This is a genomic window from uncultured Clostridium sp. (assembly GCF_910588715.1).
In the GTDB taxonomy this organism is placed as follows: Bacteria; Bacillota; Clostridia; order Clostridiales; family Clostridiaceae; genus Clostridium.
The window spans coordinates 426,556-449,335 of the sequence record NZ_CAJURG010000001.1; the positions used below are offsets into that span (position 1 = coordinate 426,556).

The following is a 22,780-nucleotide window of genomic DNA, read 5'->3' on the forward strand; positions in this document are numbered from 1 at the left end:
AACACCCTTTCAAAACTTTAATTAGTTGAATTATGAATATAAAAATTCATAATTCAACTTAAAATTATTTTTAAATCATTTTTGAAAATTTTGAATAATTAAGACATAAATAATCTAAACTCCATAACTTCATGTTTAATTTGAGATAATTCTAAACCTGGACTATTAGCTCCAAAATAATCATAATCTAAATTAATAATATTATTATACAAGCTTTCAAATTGTTCACTAAACTCTTTTAACAATAATTGCCCATCCTTTTGACCTAATGGAATAGTTCTAACGGCATTACTTATAAGAGTAGAAACAGTACTATACATATGATAAATTATAGCTTCCTTTAAATTAAAACCTAGAGAATACATTAAAATTCCAAATACTATTGCTGGATGTCCAAAGACTTCTTTATTAGTAATTTTTATATTATATTTTTTTAATAAATCAAAATCATATAAATCTAAAAAAAGCTTAACCATCCTACTTGCAACCAATTTTCCAGCATTTCTACTTTCTATAGCAACAGTTTGAACTGTTATAAGATTATCTAAATCCCATATTTTTTCTATATCATTATTATTTAAGTATTCATATAACATTTTTATAGCTAAACCATCACTAAATATAAACTGCTCATTTAAATAAACCTTTAACCATTCTTTAAAAGTAGGTGTATTATAAACTTTTTTCAATCTTAAATATGTTTCCATTCCATATGAATGATTAAAAGACCCAACTGGAAAATTTGAATCACAAATTTGAATCACCTTTAAAACATCAGCAATATTATTATTAATTGGCATGTGTATGAGTGTGCCCAAATTCTACGTGCCTAAAAGCTTTTTTTAGTTTTAAGTTTTCTCTAGAATAATTTATTTTTTCTCTTTTTAACTCACTTTCTACTAATGCATCATACTGAATTATCATTTTTCCATCTTCAAATTGAGCTTGTAAATGCCTATTTCCTAAACTATGTGCTATAATTCCCATTTGTGTAATGTCACTAGGCTTTATTACTAGAACATCATCACCTTTAACTTTAATTATTATTAAATTTTTATCATCTTTATAAAGTATATCACCATCTTTTAATTCAACATTTTCAGAAAGTGCAATACCATATTCATGATTATGATCTGAATTAACTCTTAATATTCTTTTTAATGTATCTTCACTATTTATATATATCTTTTCTATATGTAAATTTTCTGTATTTTTTATGTCATTTATATTCCCGAGTACTTGGTTAAAAATCATATAAACCTCTCCTCATTAAATTAGAATAAATAATATCTTTGTGCTAATGGTAATTCACTTGCAGGTTCACAAGTTATTAATTCTCCATCAACTGTAACATCATAAGTTTGTGGGTCAACTCTAATTTCTGGAGTAGCATCATTAAGCTTCATATCTTTCTTAGTTAAGTTTCTAATTCCACCAACTGGTAATACTGTTTTTTCTAATCCTAATTCTTCTTTAATTCCATGCTCATAAGCATATTTAGAAACAAATGTAATACAAGTTGAGTTTTTAGCTTTACCAAGTGCTGCATAACACTCTCTATATACAACTGGTTGACATGTTGGAATTGAAGCATTAGCATCTCCAATTATTCCTCTAATAGCCATTCCACCTTTAATTACTAAATGAGGTTTAACTCCAAAATATGCTGGTTCCCAAAGTACTAAATCAGCAAATTTACCAACTTCAATTGAACCAATATATTTATCCATACCTTGTGCTATAGCAGGGTTAATTGTGTATTTTGCTATATATCTTCTAACTCTATTGTTATCGTTATATTCACTATCATTTGGGAAAGTTCCTCTTTGTTTCTTCATTTTTGAAGCTGTTTGCCAAGTTCTTGTTACAACTTCTCCAATTCTTCCCATAGCTAATGTATCAGAGCTCATAATACTAAATATACCCATATCTTGGAATATATCTTCTGCTGCTATTGTTTGATGTCTTATTCTTGAATCAGCAAAAGCTATATCTTCTGGTACTTTTGCATCTAAGTGATGACAAACCATAAGCATATCTAAATGTTCTGCTATTGTATTAACTGTATAAGGTTTTGTTGGATTAGTTGATGCAGGTAATACATTTATTTGTGAAGCTACTTTCATTAAATCTGGTGCGTGACCGCCTCCAGCTCCTTCAGTATGATATGTATGAATTACTCTACCAGCAATTGCTTGAATAGTGTGTTCTACAAATCCACCTTCATTTAAAGTATCACTATGTAATGCAACTTGAATATCATACTTTTCAGCAGTTTCTAATGCATAATTTATAGCTGATCTTGTTGCCCCCCAATCTTCATGTACTTTAAGGGAAATTGCTCCGGCTTCAACTTGCTCAGCATTAACATCAATATTTGCCCCACTACCTTTTCCTAATATACCAACATTTATTGGCCATCCATCTGCTGATTTTAACATTTCTTTAATGTTCCAAGCACCTGGAGTTGAAGTAACAGCATTTGTTCCATCTACTGGACCAGTTCCTCCTCCAACTAAAGTGGTTATTCCTCCCTCTAATGCTACTTGTGCACATCCTGGATGAATATAATGAACGTGAGTATCAATACCACCTGCAGTAATTATTCTACCTTCACCTGCTAAAGCCTCAGTACCAACCCCTACAACGAAGTCAACATTATCCATTGTATCTGGGTTACCACCTTTACCTATTGCAAGTATTTTCCCATCTTTAATACCTATATCAGCTTTATATATTCCTGTATAATCTACTATTGTTGCTCCAGTTATTATCATATCTACAACTTCTGGATTTTTTCTTGTTTGTGTAGCATTTTGACCCATGCCATCTCTAAGAGTCTTTCCTCCACCAAACTTACATTCATTTCCGTAACCTGTGTAATCTTTTTCAATTTTTATAAAAAGATCAGTATCTCCAAGTCTTATACTATCTCCTTCTGTAGGACCAAATAATTCTGCATATCTATGTCTATCAATTTCAAAACTCATTATTTTTCACCGCTCCCTTTTGACATTCCATCTAAGAATCCATCACACATATTTCTAATTCCATAAACTCTTCTATATCCTCCGATATCAATTAAGTTTACTTCTTTTTTATCTCCAGGTTCAAATCTAACAGCTGTTCCTGAAGGTATATCTAATCTTTTCCCCCAAGCAGCATCTCTATCGAAATCTAATGAATCATTTACTTCATAAAAATGATAATGTGAACCTATTTGAACTGGTCTATCTCCAGTATTAACAACTTGTAATTTTATTGCTTCTTTTCCCTTATTGTATTCAATTGTTCCTTCTTGTATTTTTAATTCACCTGGTATCATATTTTAGACCTCCCTATTTGATTGGTTCATGTACTGTAACTAGTTTAGTTCCATCTGGAAAAGTACATTCAACTTGAACAACATGAATCATTTCTGGAACTCCTTCCATAACCTCATCTCTTGATAAAATTTTTGTTCCATAATCCATTAAATACTCAACTGATTTTCCTTCTCTAGCCCCTTCTAACATTTCATCAGTTATTATCGCCATACACTCAGGATAATTTAATTTTAATCCTTTAGCTTTTCTTTTGCGAGCTACATCAGCTGCAACTGCAATCATTAATTTTTCTTGTTCTCTAACGGTTAAATGCAAAATAAATTCCTCCCTTTTTTAATCAACTAATAAATTTATTCGACAATTTTTAGTTTTTCACTTTCTATATTATTTTATTCAATTCTATTCATTAAATTTTACATTTCCATCTAAACTATAATAAGCTCCAACAACCTTTACTTTTCCTTGTTCTATTAAGTGTTTAACAATATCATCTTGTGATATTTCCCTTACTACAGCATCTATATTATTATGGATCGCATCATCTACTGTTCCATTTTTATTTACACTTGGGGATATTTTTTCAACAAATGATTCCATATTTCCTTCTACTTTTTCATTTTTAACAACCTCATTATATGTTGCTGTTACAGCACCACAGCTTTGATGACCCATAACAACCACTAATGGTGTGTTTAAATGTTCTACTGCATACTCTATAGATCCTAAAGCATCATCATCTACAACATTTCCTGCAATTCTTACATCAAATATTTCTCCAAGTCCTGCATTAAAGACAGTAGTAGGAGTTACTCTAGAATCTGAACAAGACACAATTACTGCATATGGATTTTGACCATCTTTAAGTGAATCTCTTCTTTCTTTATTTACATTTCTTAATATTGATGTGTCAGTAACAAATCTAGCATTCCCATCTTTTAATATTTGTAAAGCTTCATCAGCTGATGATACTGCAGTATCAATTACTACAAATTCAGTTACACTGCCATTAGGTGTGTTATTTACAGTTTTATTTGTTGTATTATTTGTAGTACTATCTCCACATCCAACTAAAAACATTGAACTAACAATAAGCATTGCTATTAATTTTCTCTTCATAATATTTCCTCCATTATTTTTTTACATAATTAAACTTATTTCAATTATGTTTATTAAATATAATATTCGCAAAAATTCAATAAGATATTCATTTGCTTATAAATAAAAAAGTTGCATTACAACTTAAATTAAATAATTTAATTGCAATACAACTCTACTTTTATTTTTCAGATATAACTAACTCAACTGGACAATGATCTGAACCTAAAACTTCAGTATGTATTTTAGCCTCTTTTAATCTACTCTCTAATTCTTTAGAAACTATAAAATAATCTATTCTCCATCCAGCATTATTTTTTCTTGAGTTAAATCTATATGACCACCAAGAATATACACCTTTTAAATCTGGATAAAAATATCTAAAACTATCTATAAATCCAGAATCTAATAATTTAGTAAATTTCTCTCTTTCTTCATCTGTAAATCCAGCATTCTTTCTATTTGTCTTTGGATTTTTTAAATCAATTTCTTTATGTGCAACATTTAAGTCTCCACATACTATTACTGCCTTATTTTCTTCTAATGATTTTAAATATTTTCTAAAATCATCTTCCCAGCTCATTCTATAATCTAGTCTTGCTAGTTCATTTTGTGAATTTGGAGTATAAACTGTAATCATAAAAAAGTCTTCAAACTCCAATGTAATTACTCTTCCTTCTTTATCATGTTCTTCAATACCTATTCCATAATTAACCGACAACGGTTTCTTTTTAGTGAATATAGCTGTACCACTATAACCTTTTTTCTCAGCATAATTCCAATACTGATTGTATCCTTCAAGTTCAAGACTTATTTGCCCTTCTTGACATTTACTTTCTTGAATACAAAAAATATCTGCATCAATTTCTTTAAAAAAATCTAAAAACCCTTTTTGTACACAAGCCCTTATTCCATTTACATTCCATGATATTAATTTCATTTTTCTTCTCCTTTAATTACAAAATTAAATTTAAAAAGTAAGAGTGAAAAGTCAAAATTAATTTTTAACTTTTCTCTCTTACCTCTTAAATTTTAATTATATAATGGGTATTTAGAACAAAGTGATTTTACTCTATCTCTTAATATTTCTAAATTTGAATCTTTATTATCTATAGCTTCATTTATTATACTTGCTATTTCCTTCATAGCTTCAACATCAAATCCCCTTGTTGTAACTGCTGCTGTTCCTATTCTAATTCCAGACGTAACAAAAGGACTTCTAGTTTCATTTGGAACTGTATTTTTATTAACAGTAATTCCAATAGAATCAAGAATGTTTTCTGCTTCTTTTCCTGTAATATCTTTATTAGTTAAATCTACAAGAATTAAATGATTATCTGTCCCGTTAGAAACTAACTTAAATCCAGACTTAACTAATTCATCTCCTAAAACTTTGCAGTTTAAAACTACATTTTTCATATACTCCTTAAAACTAGGTTCTAATGCTTCTTTAAAGCATACTGCTTTTGCTGCAATTACATGCATAAGTGGCCCACCTTGCATACCTGGGAATATATTTTTATCTAATTCCTTTGCATACTTTTCTTTACAAAGAATTAATCCACCTCTTGGCCCTCTTAATGTTTTATGAGTTGTTGAAGTTACAAAATCAGCATAAGGAACTGGTGATGGATGTTCTCCAGCTGCAACTAATCCTGCTATATGTGCCATATCTACCATGAAGTATGCTCCAACTTCATCACAAATATCTCTAAATTTCTTAAAATCTATAATTCTTGAATATGCACTTGCTCCAGCTACAATTAATTTAGGTTTATGTTTTAACGCAAGTTCTCTTACATTATCATAATTAATTTCTTCTGTTTCACTATCAACTCCATAAGATACAAAGTTAAATAACTTTCCAGAAAAGTTTACTGGTGAACCATGAGTTAAATGACCTCCATGACTTAAATCCATTCCAAGAACTGTATCACCTGGTTCTAATATTGTAAAATATACTGCCATATTTGCTTGAGACCCTGAATGTGGCTGTACATTAGCATGTTCAGCTCCAAAAAGCTTTTTAGCTCTATTTCTAGCAATTTCTTCAATATTATCAACTATTTCGCATCCACCATAATAACGCTTACTTGGATAACCCTCTGCATACTTATTAGTTAAATGAGAACCCATAGCTTCCATTACTGCTTTTGATGCAAAATTTTCTGAAGCAATAAGTTCAATCCCCTCTCTTTGTCTTTTTAGCTCTTCCTCCATTAAATCAAAAATTTCTCTGTCTTCTTTCATTACATTTATAAAATCCATTTAATCACCCCAATTATCTTTTTATAAAATTATATATATAAATATAAATTAATTCAACTACTTTTTAATATAAATCTATATATATGTACATTTTTATAAATTCTTATGGTATAATACTAAAAAAATTTAAAAATTATAGGAGTTTTGTATTATGAATGAAATACTTCAAGTTGCAATGCTTGCTGGACAAATGATTTTAGAAAATGGAGGAGAAACTTATAGAGTAGAGGAAACAATTTGGAGAATTTGCAAAATATACGGTGCTGAAGAAGCTGAAAGTTTTGCTACTCCAACAGGAATTATGGCTTCAATTTGCCATGAAAATAAAATATACTCATTAACACGTCGTGTTTCTAATAGAACTGTTAATTTAGATAAAATTGATAAAGTAAATGATTTATCTAGAAGTATATTATCTAAAAATTTATCTGTTAATGATTTTAAAAAAGAACTGATTAAAATAAATAAGGAAGATATTTATCCAACTTATGTTATTATAATTTTTTCTGCTTTAGGGGCTGGCTCATTCTCAGTCCTATTTGGAGGAACATTTAAGGATGTTTTCTCTGCCTTTTTAATTGGACTAATAATTAAATACATAACTATAAAATGGTCTGAAATTGGAATAAACTCATTTTTTATAAATAGTATATGTAGCGGCATATCCGCACTTTTAGCTATAATTCTTTATAAACTTGGGATTGCAAGTCAAGTAAATCAAACTATTATAGGTTCTATAATGTTATTAGTACCCGGATTAGCTATTACTAATGCTATTAGAGATACAATTTCAGGTGATTTATTATCTGGAGTTATAAGAGCCGCTGAAGCATTTTTGGTTGCTATATCTATTGCTGTAGGTACTGGTGCAGTATTAAGCTTCTGGATATCAAATATTGGGGGAATTTAAAATGATTATTTGGGTTACACTTGTATCTTTTTTTGCAACATTTGGATTTTGTATAGCTTTTAATATTCGTGGTAAAAAAATATTTTTTGCTGCATTAGGTGGAGCTATAAGTTGGTTTTTTTATTCATTACCACTTGAAATGGGATTATCAGAAATTTCTTCATTATTTATTTCTTCAGTTATTTTCAGTGTATATAGTGAAGTACTTGCAAGAATTTTTAAAACACCTGTTACAACGTTTGTTGTTTGTGCTTTAATTCCATTAGTTCCTGGTAGTGGAATGTATTATACTATGCGTGAAGCAGTTTTAGGTAATATATCTAAATCTTTAGAACTGGGACTTAATACACTAGCTAGTGCTGGTACATTAGCCTTAGGGGTTTTGTTTGTTTCAACACTTACAAGATTAATCCTTAGTGCTAAAAGGAAAAAGGAAATGAAAAAATTTGCTCAAAAATAATACATAAAAAATAATCTCAACATAAACTGTTGAGATTATTTTTTATACTATTTCATCTTATTTTTTAATTTCTTATATAATTTAGCATTTTCAACTAAGTCTTTTAAATCTTCTGCCATTTCCATTATAAGTCCACTTTTCATTTTTGCCTTATGCATTTTTTTATTCATTTTTTTCATCATTTTGTTTTTCATAGTGACTCCTCCCTAATAAATATGTATAGAGTACTTACAATGTTATTTTAATCAAAATGCTCCTTTTTATCCTGTTAAATATTCTTATAATTTGAAATGACTAATATAATATACATAAAAAAGCCAGCAATTAGCTGGCTTTTTAAACTTTTTATTCTTTATCCTGTGGTTTTACTATTAAGCCTAATTCATCAATTTGTTTTTGATCTACAACATTTGGTGCTTCACTTAAATAACAGTAAGCATTTTGATTTTTAGGGAACGCTATAACATCTTTTATGTTTTCAGTTCCAGCTAAAAACATTACCATTCTATCAAGCCCAAAAGCTAATCCTCCATGTGGTGGTGGACCAAACTTAAATGCATCAATTAAAAATCCAAATCTTTCATAAGCTGATTCTTCAGTAAATCCTAAAGCTTTAAACATTCTTGTTTGAAGTGCAGAATCATGTATTCTTATAGAACCTCCACCTAACTCTTCACCATTTAATACTAAGTCATACGCTTTAGATCTTACAGCACCTGGATTAGATTCAAGCATATCTAAATCTTCATCCATTGGAGATGTAAAAGGATGATGAGCAGCATGGTATCTATCTTCTTCTTCATTATATTCAAATAATGGGAATTCTGTAATCCATGTAAAGTTAAATTCATTTTTATCTTTTATTAAATCAAATTGTTTAGCAAGTTCTAATCTTAATGCTCCTAAACTTTGGAATACTACAGAATTTTTATCTGCAACTATAAGTATTGCATCTCCAGTTTTAGCTCCCACTGTCTTAATTATATTTTCAGTTACATCATCAGTTAAGAATTTAGCAATTGAAGATTTAACTCCATCTTCTTTAAGTTGAATCCAAGCAAGACCTTTGGCTTTATATCCCTTAACAAAATCAACTAACTTATCTAGTGGTTTTCTTCCTAAATCAGCACCACCTTTTAAGCATAAAGCTCTAACACTTCCGCCAATTTCTAAAGCAGATTTAAATACTACAAAGTCTATATCTTTAACACAATCAGTAATATCTGTAATTTCCATACCAAATCTTAAATCTGGTTTATCTGAACCATACTTTTCCATAGCTTCTTTAAAAGGCATTCTTTTAATTGGAAGCTTAACTTCATAACCTAAAACTTCTTTAAATACATGAGCAATTAATCCTTCATTTAAAGCCATTACATCATCTTGCTCAACAAAGCTCATTTCTAAGTCAATTTGAGTAAACTCAGGTTGTCTGTTAGCTCTTAAATCTTCATCTCTAAAACATTTAGCAACTTGATAATATTTATCAAATCCTGATACCATTAATAATTGCTTAAATATTTGAGGTGATTGTGGAAGTGCATAAAACATTCCTGGATAATTTCTTGATGGAACTAAATAATCTCTTGCTCCCTCTGGAGTACTCTTATTTAATATTGGAGTTTCTATTTCTAAAAATCCATTATTATCAAGGTAATCTCTAACGGCTTTTGTAGCTCTATTTCTTATCATAAAGATTTTTTGCATATCTGGTCTTCTAAGATCTAAATATCTATATTTTAATCTTATATTTTCTGCTGCATCTAATCCTTCTTTAATATATATTGGTGGAGTTTCTGATTCTGATAAAACTTTTATGCTTTCACATTTTAATTCTACTATTCCAGTTTCCATAGCAGCGTTTGGAGCTTCTCTTAAAACAACTTCTCCAGTTACAGCTATACAATATTCTGGTCTTACTGCTTTAGCTTTTTCAAAGCTTTCTGCATTAATTTCTTCACCAAAAACTATTTGCATAATTCCAGTTCTATCTCTAAGGTCTATAAATTGAAGACCTCCTAATTTTCTATTTCTTTGAACCCATCCCATAAGAGTTATTTTTTCTCCTACGTTTACTTCTCTCGGTTCACCACACATCATGGTTCTTTTTAATCCATTTAAAGCCTCACCCATAGTGTATTTTTTCCTCCTAACTATTTAATAGCATTAGCTATTTCTTGTATATTATCTAAACTTACCTCAAATACTTCTCCATCGCTCATTCTCTTAAGCTTTATTGATTTATTTTGAAGTTCGTCATCACCTAAAATTGTTGTAAATAACGCACCAATTTTATTAGCATATTTCATTTCAGCTTTTACGCTTCTTCCCATATGATTTACTTCTGTTTTTATTCCTGCTTCTCTTAATTTATTAGCTAAAGTAAAAGCTTCAAACTTAGCTTCATCACCTCTAGCACCAATATATAAATCAAAAAGAGAGTCTTTTGGAATTTCTATACCTTCTTTTTCTAATATCATGATAAGTCTTTCAATTCCCATACCAAATCCAACAGCTGGCATTTCAGGTCCGCCTAACTCTTCCATAAGCTTATCATATCTTCCACCGCCACAAACAGTAAATTCATCATTTAAGATTTCAAATATTGTTTTAGTATAATAATCTAAACCTCTTACTATTCCTGGGTCAACTGTAAATGGAATATTTAATGCTGTTAAATACTTTTTAACTAACTCAAAGTGAGTTTCACATTCTTCACACATATAATCAAGTATTATTGGAGCATTTTTAGTTATTTCTTTACACTTTCTTTCCTTGCAATCTAAAATTCTCATTGGGTTTTTTTCAAATCTTGATTTACATAAAGGACATAAATTTTCATAATTTTCTTTTAAATAATTTTTTAATGCTTCATTATAATTAGGTCTACATTTAGGACAACCTAAATTATTTATATTTAAACTTAAACTTTGTAATCCTAAAGTTTTTAAAACTTGCATTGCTAATGCAATTACCTCTGCATCCATAGATGGCTCTTTTGAACCATATACTTCTGTTCCAAATTGATGGAATTGTCTAAATCTACCCTTTTGAACATTTTCATATCTAAAACAAGGAGTTATGTAATAAAGTTTCGTTGGTTGTGCTTCATTAAATAATCTACTTTCTATAAATGCTCTCCCTGCTCCTGCTGTTCCTTCTGGTTTTAATGTAATACTTCTATTACCCTTATCATTAAAAGTATACATTTCCTTTTGAACTATATCAGTGGTATCTCCAACACCTCTTGCAAATAATTCAGTATGTTCAAAGATAGGAGTTCTAATTTCTCTCATCCCATAATATTTTGCTACATCTCTAAATACTTTTTCAACAAAATGCCATTTATACGCATCCTGTGGTAGCATATCTTTAGTGCCCTTTGGAGCTTGCATTTCCATTTAATTATTCCTCCTTACCTAAGTAAAGGGTATCTAATAATTTTTTCTTTCCCTCTACCATTTCTTCTATTCTATTGCAGTATTCTCTAACATCTTTGATATTTGCAAATCTTTCTATTCTACCTTCTTCTAAAAAAACAACTTTAGAAACTGCATCTGCGCCTAAAGCAATAATAGTTTGCTTATCTTCTATCATTTGAATATTATAAATACATTCTGCACCTTTTCTAGAATAACCTAAGTTCTCCATATTTCCAACCATATTTTTTTGACGATACATATAATATGGATGCAATCCTAAACTTTTTGCTAAACTTCTACTTTCTTCATACATATCAGCTAACTCAGCTTGTTTTTTAACTTGAATTCCCTTTTTAAGTATAAAGTTTTCATAAAGAATTGAAGCTCTCTTCAATGATAATCCATGAACAGTTAAACTATCTGGGTGTAATTTTAATATTTCTTCCTTTGTGCGAAGAACTTCGTTTATTCCTTCTCCTGGAAGACCTATAATCATATCCATATTTATATCATTAAATCCCATACTTCTTGCTAAGTTAAACTTTTCTATTACATCATTAGAATTATGCCCTCTTCCTATAATTTTTAATGTTTCATCATTCATAGTTTGAGGATTTATACTAATTCTTGTTACATTAAACTTTTTCATTGTTTCAAGCTTTTCTTTTGTAATGCTATCTGGCCTTCCACACTCTACTGTAAATTCCTTTACTCCTTTACCTTTAACAAAAGCATTATATGCTTCTTCCATAACAACTTCAAATTCCTCATTACTTATTGCTGTAGGTGTACCTCCCCCAAAATATACAGTTTCAATATTTAATTTTCTTTCATTAATATATTTTTTCATTTCCCTAATTTCGTATATTAATGCTTCTAAATAAGGACTTACTAACTTCTTATTTCCCATTATTGGATTAGCAGCAAAGGAACAGTAAAAACATCTTGTAGGACAAAAAGCCATCCCAATATAAATAGCAATATTTTTAGAATTATTATTTACAAAATTTACTTCTGCTTTAGCAATTTCTATACAAAGCTTAGCCTTTTCTTCCACTGCTAAATGATTTTTCTTAAAGATATCTATAATTTCTTCTTCTGTTTTTCCTTCTTCTAAATACTTAAGCGCAATTTTAGAGGGTCTAATACCAACTAGAATTCCCCATGGATATTCTTCTTTTGTAATATCTTTTAATGAAGAAAATACTAATCTTTTAATATTCTCTTTAATATTTTCAGATATTAAACTTTCTTTATGATACTCATTATAAAGAAATTCTAATTTATTATCTAAAATATTAACAATATAATCTCCATCATCTAAAAATTTAATTTCATCTAATGGAAAATAAATATTAAACATTTGATATACATCATATCTATACTTCATATTGTTTAATTTAATTTTTATTTCCATGATTTCTCCTTTTATTAAAAAATATCAAACTCATCTTGTAAGAAAGGATTTCTCATTCTTTCGTATCCAATGTTTGATGATTCCATATGCCCTGGATATATTTTTATATCATTATCTAAAATCATTAATTTAGTTTTTATAGAATTTATTAATTCATTAAAATCTCCACCAACAAAATCACTTCTACCTACTGAGCCTTTAAATAAAGTATCTCCAGTAAATATAACATCTTTATATAAATAACACATTCCACCTTTAGTATGTCCTGGAGTATGAATACATTTTATAAAATCATCTCCAAAAGGCAAAACATCTCCATCTTTAATAAGATTATATTCCTTTGGAGGATTTCCAAAAACAGTTTTATCTGTTTTCATAAAATTAACTTCATTTTCATTAATATATATTGGAGCTTTAAATTTTTCTACTACCTCATTTAATGCTTCTACATGGTCAAAATGTCCATGAGTTAATAAAATATATTTAATATTACATCCTAAAGCTTCGATATTTTTAATTAATAAATCACCATTTCCACCTGGATCTACAATAAAAGCATCATTTGATTTTTCATCTACTAAAACATAAATATTTTCATCATAAATTCCTATAGGATATGTTTTTATTATCAATAACTCCACCTCATTTACTATTTTATTTAAAACTGTTTGCTGCTATCTAACAGTATTGTAACAGGTCCATCATTTTTAATATCAACTTTCATATCAGCACCAAAAATTCCTGTTTCAATCTTTAAACCTGTTTCTTTCATCATTTCAATAAACTTATCATAAAACCTTTTGGCTTCTTCTCCACCTAAAGCATTCATAAAGTTTGGTCTTCTTCCCTTTCTAACATCACCATATAATGTAAATTGAGAAATTAACAATAATTCGCCTTTAATATCAAGTAAAGATAAATTCATTTTATCATTTTCACCACTAAATACTCTAAGATTAATTATTTTTTCTTTAATATACTTCATATCTTCTTCGGTATCATCTTTTGAAATTCCTAAAAGCACATTAAATCCATTGTTAATTTCTCCCACAATTTCACCATTAACTTCCACACTAGAATATGTTACTCTCTGTACTACCGCTCTCATTTTTAATCATCCTTATTTAAGTAAATTATAAAATTTTAATTAAATATCTTAAACTAACTTTAATTATTCATTCTATAAACATCCATAACACCAGTTAATCTTCTTATTTTCTTCATTAATTCCTTTAATTGTTCTATTGTATCTATTTTAACCTTTATATTTACATATGCCAAATTACTTTTAGCACTTTTTGCATTTAATGCATTAAGAGATAACTTACTTTCCATTATAACATTCATTATATCTGAAAGCATTCCCGCTCTATCCTCTGCCTTAACTTGAATTTCAGCCATATAAGCTACACCCTTAGCTGTTCCCCAAGATACATCAACAACTTTATGAGAATCTTCTTCAATTAAAGCTTGTAAATTACTACAATCTTTTCTATGAATAGAAACTCCACGCCCTTTTGTTATATATCCTAAAACATCATCACCTGGAACTGGATTACAACACTTAGCAAATCTAACCATTAAATTATCTTCACCTTTAACTGTAACTCCAAAGTTATTTTCTTTTTTTCTTTTTTCATTTTTTAATATATTTTCTTCAATAGCCTTATTTAAATTTTCTTCTTTAACCTTTTCGTCTTTAGATAAACTTTCTTCCTTTAATTTAGAAATAAATGAAGATGCTACTATAACTCCAAGTCCTATTAAAGCATATAAATCCTCCATAGAATTTATATTATATCTTTTTACAAACTTTTCATAAGTTTCGCCCTTAGCAATATCTGCATAGTGAACCCCTTGTTTTTTTATTTCTTTTTCAAAAGATTCTTTTCCCTTAGTAATATTTTCTTCTTTTTTAGCTTTCTTAAACCATGCTCTTATTTTACTTTTAGCTTGATTACTTTTAGCAATATTAAGCCAATCCATATTAGGTCCCTTAGAATTATTCGATGTTAAAATCTCAACTATTTGACCTGTTTTAAGCTTATAATCAAGTGGAACTATTTTACCATTAACCTTAGCTCCAACACACTTATTACCTATATCTGTATGTATTCTATAAGCAAAATCTATTGGTGTTGCTCCATTTGGTAAATCTATAACAACACCCTTTGGAGTAAATAAGAAGATTTCATCTGTAAAAAGATTAATTTTAAACCCTTCCATAAATTCTTCTGCATCTGATGCTTCTTTTTGCCATTCAAGCATATCTCTAAGCCAAACTAATTTATTTTCAAAGCTTTTTTCTTTACTGTCTGAAGTATCTCCCTCTTTATATTTCCAATGGGCAGCAATACCATATTCTGCTGTCTTATGCATTTCAAAAGTTCTTATTTGTATTTCAAAAGTTTTCCCTTGTGGCCCTATAACAGTTGTATGCAAAGATTGATACATATTTGGTTTTGGCATTGCAATATAATCTTTAAATCTTCCTGGTATTGGCTTGTAAATAGTATGAACTATACCTAATACTTCATAGCAATCTTTAACTGAATTAACAAGTATTCTTATAGCAGTTAAGTCAAATATTTGTTCTATACTTTTATTTTTAGTAACCATTTTTCTGTAAATGCTATAAAAATGCTTAGGCCTACCATCTATATCTGAATCTATTCCAGCTTCTTCAAGCTTTTCATATAACTCTTCAATTGTTTTTGCAATGTAAGTTTCTCTCTCTACTCTTTTTTCAGCTATTTGATTTACTAAATCATAATATTCCTTCTCATGTAAATATCTAAAACATAAATCCTCTAATTCCCATTTTACCTTAGAAATCCCTAATCTATGTGCTAAAGGTGCATATATATCTAAAGTTTCTTTAGATATTCTCTTTTGCTTTTCCTTAGGCATATATTTCAATGTTCGCATATTATGTAATCGATCTGCTAGTTTAATTATAATTACTCTTATATCATTAGCCATAGCTAGTAACATTTTTCTAAAATTATCTGCCTGTTGCTCTTCTTTAGATTTATACTCCATTTTAGTAATTTTGGTAACTCCACTAACTAAATTGGCTATTTCCTCATTAAAAATCTTTTTAATATCTTCATAAGTGTATTCAGTATCCTCTATAACATCATGTAGTAAACCTGCAACTATAGTACTTGTATCCATTCCTAATTCAGCTAAAATTATAGATACATCAATAGGGTGAATTATATAGGGTTCTCCAGATTCTCTTTTTTGTTCCTTATGAGCTTCTGAAGCTAAGTCAAAAGCCTTGTTTACAACATTTAAATCAACATTTGTACAATTTTCCTTTATTTTTTGTATCAATACCTCAACCATTCAAATCCTCCCTTTAAGAATTTCTAATATTATAAATTTCATATAATTAAAATCAATGGCTGGTTAAATAAACCAGCCACCTTTATATTAATTATATATTAAAATTTAAGGTATTTCAATAAATTAAATATCGTATTGAACAAGTGACATTACTTCGTATCCTTTTAATTTATCTCTTCCTTTTAAATCAGTTAATTCAATTGCAAAATCTAAAGCAACTACTTCTCCACCAGCTTCTTCTACAAGTCTAGTTACAGCTTCAATAGTTCCTCCTGTAGCAAGTAAATCATCAACTATTGCCACCCTTTGACCTTTTTTAATTGCATCTTTATGAATTTCTAATACATCTGTACCATATTCTAAATCATAATTAACTGAAACAGTTTCAAAAGGTAATTTCCCCTTCTTTCTAACTGGTACAAATCCAACTCCTAAAGCATATGCAACAGGAACTCCAAAAATAAATCCTCTTGCTTCTGGTCCTAATATAACATCTACTTTTTTATCTTTAAGATGTTCTGCTATTGCATCTATTGAATACTTAAAAGCTTCTCCATCTGCTATTAAAGTAGTTATATCTTTAAAACTAATTCCTTCTTTAGGGAAATTTTCTACTATTCTTATGCTTTTTTTAAGATCCATAACAAATCCTCCATATCCAATTATTCTTGTATTTATTAGAGTCAAAATTTTTACAAATACATTATACATGTTCTTTAGACTTATTTAAATACTTAGTTATTTGTTCAGCTCTTTCTTTCCTATTTGTTATTAATAACTCAATTATAATTCTAGCATTATCTGTCATAGTAACAACATTAATAGTTGGAGTAATAACATCTATAATTTTATCAACACTACTATCATTTATATTAACCATGCTATAAGCATCCATAATTGCTCTTAATCCATAATTATTTGTATTAACTAAAAATCTCATGCCCTCTTTTATAAGAACACTATTTTCACCTTTTTTAAATAACTTAGTGCACTTTTCACCTATTAATATTAAATCTAGGTACTTATTTATTGTTTTAACATTATAATAAATTGCTATTGCTTGCATTAACTTAAATGTTAAACCACTTATTGATAAATTTTTATATCTATATTGACAACCTCTTTGATTAGGATTTATGTATATGTACTCATAATCATAATTTACATTTCTATTTTCTATAACTATTAAATCTATTCCAAGACTTTTACAAAGTTTTTCTTCTTCTTTTGACTTTAAATCTATTCCTAAAGCTATAAGTAATTCTCCACCTAAAAAATGTACATTATTTATTATATCTTTAGATGAAATTTTAGATTTACTTGAAGAATCATCATGTACTACGTATTCGATATCAGCATTTAAATATTTTAAAACTAATATAAGGGATGAAATAGCACATAATCCATCTACATTTGGTATCCCATAGACAACAATCTTTTTTCTATTATTGATTGCTGATACCATAAGTTGTATTGCTTTATTCATATCTTTAAGTATAAAGGGATTATATCCAGTTATGTAATTATGACTATATATACTTTCCCAAAACTTACGCATGATAAACTCCTCCATAATAATAAGAAAACAGTTATATTATAATAGATAAATTGATATAATACAAATGTTTTCTTCATTTACTAACAAAATATCCTATAAAAATGTATACTTATAAAATTATACTTACTTATTTTATATTTTCTGCATACAATATACAAAAAAGAGTGATAATTTCTTATCACTCTTTTTAATTTATTATCATTATGCTGTTTTTATCTTTTTGTTTTTAGGATTTCTTTTTTGTAGCAATACCCAAACTGGTGATGCTATAAATATTGATGAATAAGCACCAGCAGCAATACCAATTAATAATGGTAATGAAAACTCTCTAACTGTTGGTACAAATATATTAACTGCTCCAATAATTATTAAAGTAGTTAATGAAGTATTTATAGATCTAGCTAATGTTTTATTAATACTTGTATTAGCTATTTCAGCTGGAGTACTTCTTCTCATGCTATGTCTATTTTCTCTTATTCTATCAAAAATAACAATAGTATCATTAATTGAATATCCAACAATTGTTAACATAGCAGCTATAAATGAATTATTTACTGGAATATTAAATATTGCATAAAATGCTAAAGTTATTAAAACATCATGCACTAAAGCAACTATTGCTGCTACACCAAAATTAAATTCAAATCTTATTGCTATATAAAAAAGCATTGCTATACATGCTACTAATACTGATGCAATAGCATTTCTTGTAAGCTCTTTCCCAACTGATGGACCTATTTGACTTTGTGATATTAAAGCAGAATCTTCTAAAGAATACTTTTCTTTTAAAGCCTTAAACATTTCTGATGTTTTTGTTTCATCTAAATCCTTTGATTTAATTTCATATTGAGTATTTTCAACAGTTTTTGTTACTGCATTAGAATCATATTCTTTTACTACTCCATCAACTTCTACTTTATCAAAGTTATTTCCAAAATCAATAACTATTTTAGTACCACCTTTAAAATCAATACCAAAGTTTAATCCTCTAGTTGCCATTAAAACTATACCAACTAATATAATTGCTAGGGATATTGAAAACCAAATTTTTGTCTTTTCTATTACTTTAAACATATCACTACCCCCTCTTTACTCCAAACTGCCAATTAGATTTTAACATTCCCATATCAACAGCCCACTTCATTAATGTTCTAGTAACAACAACAGCTGTAAACATACTTACTGCTATACCTATCATTAAAGTTACAGCAAATCCTTTAACGCTACCTGTACCCATAAAATAAAGAACAAGTGCAGCAATAATAGTTGTTACATTTGAATCAATAATTGAAGATAATGCATTTTTAAACCCTTTGTCTACTGCTGATTTTACAGACATTCCATTTTTAAGCTCTTCTCTAACTCTTTCAAATATAAGTACATTAGCATCAACTGCCATACCAACAGTTAAAAGGAATGCTGCTATACCTGGAAGTGTTAATGCAACATCAGCTTCAGCAAACACTAATAAAACTAAACATACATATAAAGTTAATGCTATACTTGCAATAATTCCTGGTATTCTATAATAAATAATCATAAATACAAATATAATAGCTATCCCTATAAGTCCTGCTTTTACTGCATTTGGAAGTGCTTCTGCTCCTAATTGAGCTCCAACATTTTCTATTTGTATAGCTTTAACAGTTACAGGTAATGCTCCTGCATTGATTAACCCTGCTAAGTTTTTAGCTTCATCTAAATTACCACTACCTTTTATTATAGCATTACCATCAGTTATAACAGAATCTACCGTTGGACTTGATATTTCATCTTCATCCATATAAATTGAAATCTTTTTATTAAGATTTGCTTCAGTTGCTTCTGCAAACTTTTTAGTTCCCTCATCAGTTAATTTTAATGAAACTACTGGAGCATTTGTGCTATTATCGATAACTACACTTGCTTCTTCAACATCAGCACCATTTAAAACTTCTTTTCCTTCTGAATCCTTAAATGTTAAATTTCCAGTTTTAGACAAACTATCAACTAGCTCTTTAGAGTCATATTCTCCTGGAATTTCAACTCTAACTCTTCTATCACCTTCCACAGTTACTGAAGTTTCAGCAACACCTAACTTATTAACCCTTAAATCAATAAGTTGTCTTGTCTTGTCTAAGTCATCTTTTGTTACATTTTCATCTTGTATTTCCATTAATACAGAAACTCCACCCTGCAAGTCAAGTCCTTTAGTAATAGCTTTATTGAATGATTTAAACTCCCATCCCGCTACTTCAAAACCTTTTCCACCTGCACAAGCAAATGCAACTATGATAACTAAAGTTAAAATAAACAATATTATACTTCTAACTTTTGTTCGTCCTTTTTTCATACTTTTCCCCCTTCTGTACCTTTCAAATTAACAGATTCGTACTTTTTTTATCACATTAATTATATTATGTATACTTTCCAATATCAAGTAAGATTAACCTATTTAAAATTTTTTAAAAGTTCTGCAAATGGATTGTCATTTACCTCTTCTGCTTCCTTTTGCATCTTCCTCATTATTCTTTGAGTTTCTCTTTTATCAACTTTTCCTTTTTTATCAAATCTCTTTTCAAATACAGAGGCCTTTTCTCTAAAATTGCAATTAGCTCCAGTACAAATATAAATTTTCCCTTCTCCCTGTCCCCTAAGCTCTAATTTTTTCTTACACTCTGGGCATCTTGCATTTGTAATTCTAGCAATATTTTCTTTATATCCACACTCTCTATCTTGACATACATTCATAGTTCCATTTTTACCCTTCACTTCTAAGAGGTATTTATTGCAGTTAGGGCATTTCTTTCCTGTTTTATTGTCATGTACAAATTTATTATTAGCTTCCTTCACATCTTCTACAAGGGCAATAGAATAATTTTTCATATCTTTAATAAAACTATTCCAATCTCTTTTTCCATTTGCTATTTCATCTAATTGTTTTTCCCACTTAGCTGTTAATAATGGTGATTTTAACTCTTTTGGTACTAAATCTATAAGTTGCCTTCCCTTTGATGTAGGCAAGATTTCTTTCCCATTTTTTTCTATAACAAAAGAATTAAATAATTTTTCTATTATATCAGCCCTAGTAGCAACTGTACCTAATCCGCCCGTTTCCCCTAAAGTTTTAGCTGCATCCTTACCTACACTTATATACTTATGGGGATTTTCCATAGCTGATAATAACGTTCCTTCATTAAATCTTGATGGTGGTTTAGTTTCTCCCTTATTTAAAGAAACATTTTCAATAAAAACTTTATCGCCTTTATTGACATTAGGTAATACTTGTTCTTTTATATCATCATCTGATTCATCTTCTAATTTATCATAAAGCTTTTTCCATCCCTTGGATATAACTATTTTCCCCTTTGCCAAAAATCTCTCTTCATTAATTTTTGCTTCTATAGTTGTTTGAATATATTCAAATGGTGGAAGTAATACACTTAAAAATCTTTTCACTACTAAATCATAAATTTTTCTCTCTTCAAAGCTCAAATTTGAAAGGTTTGGCTTTTCTTCTGTTGGAATTATAGCATGATGATCTCTTACCTTAGAGTTATCTACAAATGCCTTATTTCCATTTATTTTTGTTTTTAACAATCCTTCAGCAAAAATTCTATATTCACCTATTGCAATAGCCTTAAGCCTATCGGGAATAGTTGCTACAATATCAGTTGATATATATCTTGAATCTGTTCTAGGATATGTTAAAATTTTATGACTTTCATAAAGTCTTTGCATTATATTTAACGTTTGTTTTGCTGAATATCCAAAAATCTTATTTGCATCTCTTTGTAACTCTGTTAAATCATAAAGAGCAGGAGAAAATTTCTTCTTATTAATTGAATTAATATTAATTATTTCACCTTCTGATTTTTTTATTTTTAAAGCAATTTTATTTGCAAAATCTTCATCAAAAATTCTGCTATTATTTTCTTTATTTATCCATGATAAATTATAATCCTTTGTTTTTGCATTTATTGTATAGTAAGTTTTTGGTTTAAAATTTTTAATCTCCTCTTCTCTTTGTACTATCATTGCTAAAGTTGGTGATTGAACTCTTCCTGCTGATAATTTAGCATTATATTTGCAAGTTAATGCTCTAGTTATATTAAGTCCCACAAGCCAATCTGCTTCTGCCCTACAAACAGCTGCTTTATAAAGATTTTCATACTCTTTTCCATCTTTTAAATTTTTAAATCCATTTAAAATAGCCTTATCCGTTTGTGATGAAATCCATAGCCTTTTTATAGGTTTATTTATACCAGCCTTTTCTATGATCCATCTTGCTACCAGCTCTCCTTCTCTCCCTGCATCGGTTGCAATAATTATTTCATCTACATCATTTCTATTCATAAGTTTTTTAATTTCATTAAATTGTTTGCTTGTTTTCTTTAATACTACTAATTTCATATGTTTAGGTAACATTGGAAGTGTTTCCATCTTCCATTCTTTATATTTATTATCATATCCTTCAGGATCCATAAGTCCTACTAAATGACCCATAGCCCAAGTTATTATGTACTTATTTCCTTCTATATATGAACCTTTATTGTTATTACATTTTAAAACTCTTGCTATATCTCTACCTACTGATGGCTTTTCTGCCAAAACCAAAATTTTATCCATATTTTCTCCTTTTTAAACATTTTCTGTTTATTATATCATATTTTCTTAAAAGAACTAATAAGTATTTAATATCTCTTCTTTTTTCTTTGTATTTTAATTCTTCTAAATATATTTAAATATAATATATACTAATCCAATTAATATAACTGATAATCTTAAAACACTCAATAATAGTTTTAATAACTCTTTAATAGTCTCTTTCATTGATTTTTGATGGTTAATATGTTTAATATTTTTATCATTTTTTAACTATTTTATTTTTAACCACTTTTTTCACCTCATTGTAATTATATCATATTTTTCATAATACAAATAACTTGGCATTTTTTAGATATTTATATATACTTATAAAAAAGGAAAATACT

The 22,780-nt window shown here is 28.5% G+C and carries 22 protein-coding genes; 2 read left to right on the forward strand and 20 right to left on the reverse strand.

The genetic code is table 11. The features are described 5' to 3' along the window. Nucleotides 1-98 precede the first annotated feature (98 nt). The 8 genes from QZ321_RS02105 to glyA all read right to left on the reverse strand — a co-directional run bounded on the left by QZ321_RS02105 (nucleotide 99) and on the right by glyA (nucleotide 6,689). Nucleotides 99-800, reverse strand: coding sequence for an urease accessory protein UreF (locus QZ321_RS02105; protein WP_291748678.1), 702 nt, complete (start codon nucleotides 798-800; stop codon nucleotides 99-101). After that, the gene (ureE, locus tag QZ321_RS02110) at nucleotides 790-1,254 is read right to left on the reverse strand and encodes an urease accessory protein UreE (protein WP_291740644.1); all 465 of its coding nucleotides are present in this window, start codon (nucleotides 1,252-1,254) and stop codon (nucleotides 790-792) included. Before ureE ends, QZ321_RS02105 begins: the two co-directional genes overlap by 11 nt. 20 nt (nucleotides 1,255-1,274) lie before the next feature. After that, nucleotides 1,275-2,990: an urease subunit alpha gene (gene ureC / locus QZ321_RS02115; RefSeq protein ID WP_291740643.1), complete on the reverse strand. Its 1,716-nt coding sequence runs from the start codon at nucleotides 2,988-2,990 to the stop codon at nucleotides 1,275-1,277. Beyond that, complete coding sequence (locus tag QZ321_RS02120; protein ID WP_291740641.1) at nucleotides 2,990-3,325, reverse strand: urease subunit beta; 336 nt, start codon at nucleotides 3,323-3,325, stop codon at nucleotides 2,990-2,992. Before QZ321_RS02120 ends, ureC begins: the two co-directional genes overlap by 1 nt. Before the next feature lie 13 nt (nucleotides 3,326-3,338). Next, the gene (locus QZ321_RS02125; protein WP_291740640.1) at nucleotides 3,339-3,641 is read right to left on the reverse strand and encodes an urease subunit gamma; all 303 of its coding nucleotides are present in this window, start codon (nucleotides 3,639-3,641) and stop codon (nucleotides 3,339-3,341) included. 84 nt (nucleotides 3,642-3,725) lie between these two features. Continuing rightward, nucleotides 3,726-4,442 (reverse strand): carbonic anhydrase, encoded by a 717-nt coding sequence (locus QZ321_RS02130; RefSeq protein WP_291740639.1) that lies wholly within the window; start codon nucleotides 4,440-4,442, stop codon nucleotides 3,726-3,728. 160 nt (nucleotides 4,443-4,602) lie between these two features. Then, entirely contained in the window at nucleotides 4,603-5,361 is a 759-nt protein-coding gene (locus QZ321_RS02135) for an exodeoxyribonuclease III (RefSeq protein WP_291748684.1), read from the reverse strand. Between the two features lie 92 nt (nucleotides 5,362-5,453). Further along, on the reverse strand, nucleotides 5,454-6,689 hold the full coding sequence (gene glyA, locus QZ321_RS02140) for a serine hydroxymethyltransferase (RefSeq protein WP_291740635.1): 1,236 nt from the start codon (nucleotides 6,687-6,689) through the stop codon (nucleotides 5,454-5,456). A gap of 151 nt (nucleotides 6,690-6,840) precedes the next feature. Between glyA and QZ321_RS02145 the strand changes: the two genes are divergently transcribed. Both QZ321_RS02145 and QZ321_RS02150 read left to right on the forward strand, forming a co-directional pair. Beyond that, nucleotides 6,841-7,599 carry a threonine/serine exporter family protein gene (locus tag QZ321_RS02145; RefSeq protein WP_291748686.1) on the forward strand — a complete coding sequence of 253 codons (759 nt, stop codon included), beginning with the start codon at nucleotides 6,841-6,843 and terminating at the stop codon, nucleotides 7,597-7,599. Between the two features lies 1 nt (nucleotide 7,600). Next, complete coding sequence (locus QZ321_RS02150; protein ID WP_291740631.1) at nucleotides 7,601-8,059, forward strand: threonine/serine exporter family protein; 459 nt, start codon at nucleotides 7,601-7,603, stop codon at nucleotides 8,057-8,059. 47 nt (nucleotides 8,060-8,106) lie between these two features. Here the strand turns inward: QZ321_RS02150 and QZ321_RS02155 are convergent, their stop codons facing one another. The 12 genes from QZ321_RS02155 to QZ321_RS02210 form a co-directional block, all read right to left on the reverse strand. Further along, nucleotides 8,107-8,253 carry a hypothetical protein gene (locus tag QZ321_RS02155; RefSeq protein ID WP_291740629.1) on the reverse strand — a complete coding sequence of 49 codons (147 nt, stop codon included), beginning with the start codon at nucleotides 8,251-8,253 and terminating at the stop codon, nucleotides 8,107-8,109. Between the two features lie 151 nt (nucleotides 8,254-8,404). After that, nucleotides 8,405-10,192 carry an aspartate--tRNA ligase gene (gene aspS / locus QZ321_RS02160; RefSeq protein WP_291748689.1) on the reverse strand — a complete coding sequence of 596 codons (1,788 nt, stop codon included), beginning with the start codon at nucleotides 10,190-10,192 and terminating at the stop codon, nucleotides 8,405-8,407. A 20-nt stretch (nucleotides 10,193-10,212) separates the two neighbouring features. Beyond that, nucleotides 10,213-11,460, reverse strand: coding sequence for a histidine--tRNA ligase (hisS, locus tag QZ321_RS02165; RefSeq protein WP_291748692.1), 1,248 nt, complete (start codon nucleotides 11,458-11,460; stop codon nucleotides 10,213-10,215). A gap of 4 nt (nucleotides 11,461-11,464) precedes the next feature. Continuing rightward, nucleotides 11,465-12,898: a coproporphyrinogen III oxidase gene (locus QZ321_RS02170; protein ID WP_291748694.1), complete on the reverse strand. Its 1,434-nt coding sequence runs from the start codon at nucleotides 12,896-12,898 to the stop codon at nucleotides 11,465-11,467. A 14-nt stretch (nucleotides 12,899-12,912) separates the two neighbouring features. Then, a complete protein-coding gene (locus QZ321_RS02175; protein ID WP_291748698.1) occupies nucleotides 12,913-13,530 on the reverse strand; it encodes an MBL fold metallo-hydrolase in 618 nt (205 codons plus the stop codon). A gap of 26 nt (nucleotides 13,531-13,556) precedes the next feature. Continuing rightward, entirely contained in the window at nucleotides 13,557-14,006 is a 450-nt protein-coding gene (dtd, locus tag QZ321_RS02180) for a D-aminoacyl-tRNA deacylase (RefSeq protein ID WP_291748700.1), read from the reverse strand. Nucleotides 14,007-14,065: 59 nt separating this feature from the next. Further along, a complete protein-coding gene (locus tag QZ321_RS02185; protein ID WP_291748703.1) occupies nucleotides 14,066-16,249 on the reverse strand; it encodes a bifunctional (p)ppGpp synthetase/guanosine-3',5'-bis(diphosphate) 3'-pyrophosphohydrolase in 2,184 nt (727 codons plus the stop codon). Nucleotides 16,250-16,372: 123 nt separating this feature from the next. After that, complete coding sequence (locus tag QZ321_RS02190; RefSeq protein WP_291740616.1) at nucleotides 16,373-16,891, reverse strand: adenine phosphoribosyltransferase; 519 nt, start codon at nucleotides 16,889-16,891, stop codon at nucleotides 16,373-16,375. Between the two features lie 61 nt (nucleotides 16,892-16,952). Then, nucleotides 16,953-17,807, reverse strand: coding sequence for a DHH family phosphoesterase (locus QZ321_RS02195; protein ID WP_291740613.1), 855 nt, complete (start codon nucleotides 17,805-17,807; stop codon nucleotides 16,953-16,955). 201 nt (nucleotides 17,808-18,008) lie between these two features. Next, the gene (secF, locus tag QZ321_RS02200) at nucleotides 18,009-18,881 is read right to left on the reverse strand and encodes a protein translocase subunit SecF (RefSeq protein ID WP_291748705.1); all 873 of its coding nucleotides are present in this window, start codon (nucleotides 18,879-18,881) and stop codon (nucleotides 18,009-18,011) included. Nucleotides 18,882-18,885: 4 nt separating this feature from the next. Continuing rightward, nucleotides 18,886-20,139 carry a protein translocase subunit SecD gene (gene secD / locus QZ321_RS02205; protein ID WP_291748706.1) on the reverse strand — a complete coding sequence of 418 codons (1,254 nt, stop codon included), beginning with the start codon at nucleotides 20,137-20,139 and terminating at the stop codon, nucleotides 18,886-18,888. A 98-nt stretch (nucleotides 20,140-20,237) separates the two neighbouring features. After that, nucleotides 20,238-22,415, reverse strand: a complete 2,178-nt coding sequence (locus QZ321_RS02210) for a DNA topoisomerase III (RefSeq protein WP_291748708.1) — start codon at nucleotides 22,413-22,415, stop codon at nucleotides 20,238-20,240. Between the last annotated feature and the right edge of the window lie 365 nt (nucleotides 22,416-22,780).

Coding starts and splice junctions, on each gene's coding strand:
- QZ321_RS02105 (WP_291748678.1), bottom strand. CDS start 800: ATGCCAATTAATAATAATATTGCTGATGTTTTAAAGGTGATTCAAATT.
- ureE (WP_291740644.1), bottom strand. CDS start 1,254: ATGATTTTTAACCAAGTACTCGGGAATATAAATGACATAAAAAATACA.
- ureC (WP_291740643.1), bottom strand. CDS start 2,990: ATGAGTTTTGAAATTGATAGACATAGATATGCAGAATTATTTGGTCCT.
- QZ321_RS02120 (WP_291740641.1), bottom strand. CDS start 3,325: ATGATACCAGGTGAATTAAAAATACAAGAAGGAACAATTGAATACAAT.
- QZ321_RS02130 (WP_291740639.1), bottom strand. CDS start 4,442: ATGAAGAGAAAATTAATAGCAATGCTTATTGTTAGTTCAATGTTTTTA.
- QZ321_RS02135 (WP_291748684.1), bottom strand. CDS start 5,361: ATGAAATTAATATCATGGAATGTAAATGGAATAAGGGCTTGTGTACAA.
- glyA (WP_291740635.1), bottom strand. CDS start 6,689: ATGGATTTTATAAATGTAATGAAAGAAGACAGAGAAATTTTTGATTTA.
- QZ321_RS02145 (WP_291748686.1), top strand. CDS start 6,841: ATGAATGAAATACTTCAAGTTGCAATGCTTGCTGGACAAATGATTTTA.
- QZ321_RS02150 (WP_291740631.1), top strand. CDS start 7,601: ATGATTATTTGGGTTACACTTGTATCTTTTTTTGCAACATTTGGATTT.
- QZ321_RS02155 (WP_291740629.1), bottom strand. CDS start 8,253: ATGAAAAACAAAATGATGAAAAAAATGAATAAAAAAATGCATAAGGCA.
- aspS (WP_291748689.1), bottom strand. CDS start 10,192: ATGGGTGAGGCTTTAAATGGATTAAAAAGAACCATGATGTGTGGTGAA.
- hisS (WP_291748692.1), bottom strand. CDS start 11,460: ATGGAAATGCAAGCTCCAAAGGGCACTAAAGATATGCTACCACAGGAT.
- QZ321_RS02170 (WP_291748694.1), bottom strand. CDS start 12,898: ATGGAAATAAAAATTAAATTAAACAATATGAAGTATAGATATGATGTA.
- dtd (WP_291748700.1), bottom strand. CDS start 14,006: ATGAGAGCGGTAGTACAGAGAGTAACATATTCTAGTGTGGAAGTTAAT.
- QZ321_RS02185 (WP_291748703.1), bottom strand. CDS start 16,249: ATGGTTGAGGTATTGATACAAAAAATAAAGGAAAATTGTACAAATGTT.
- QZ321_RS02190 (WP_291740616.1), bottom strand. CDS start 16,891: ATGGATCTTAAAAAAAGCATAAGAATAGTAGAAAATTTCCCTAAAGAA.
- QZ321_RS02195 (WP_291740613.1), bottom strand. CDS start 17,807: ATGCGTAAGTTTTGGGAAAGTATATATAGTCATAATTACATAACTGGA.
- secF (WP_291748705.1), bottom strand. CDS start 18,881: ATGTTTAAAGTAATAGAAAAGACAAAAATTTGGTTTTCAATATCCCTA.
- secD (WP_291748706.1), bottom strand. CDS start 20,139: ATGAAAAAAGGACGAACAAAAGTTAGAAGTATAATATTGTTTATTTTA.
- QZ321_RS02210 (WP_291748708.1), bottom strand. CDS start 22,415: ATGGATAAAATTTTGGTTTTGGCAGAAAAGCCATCAGTAGGTAGAGAT.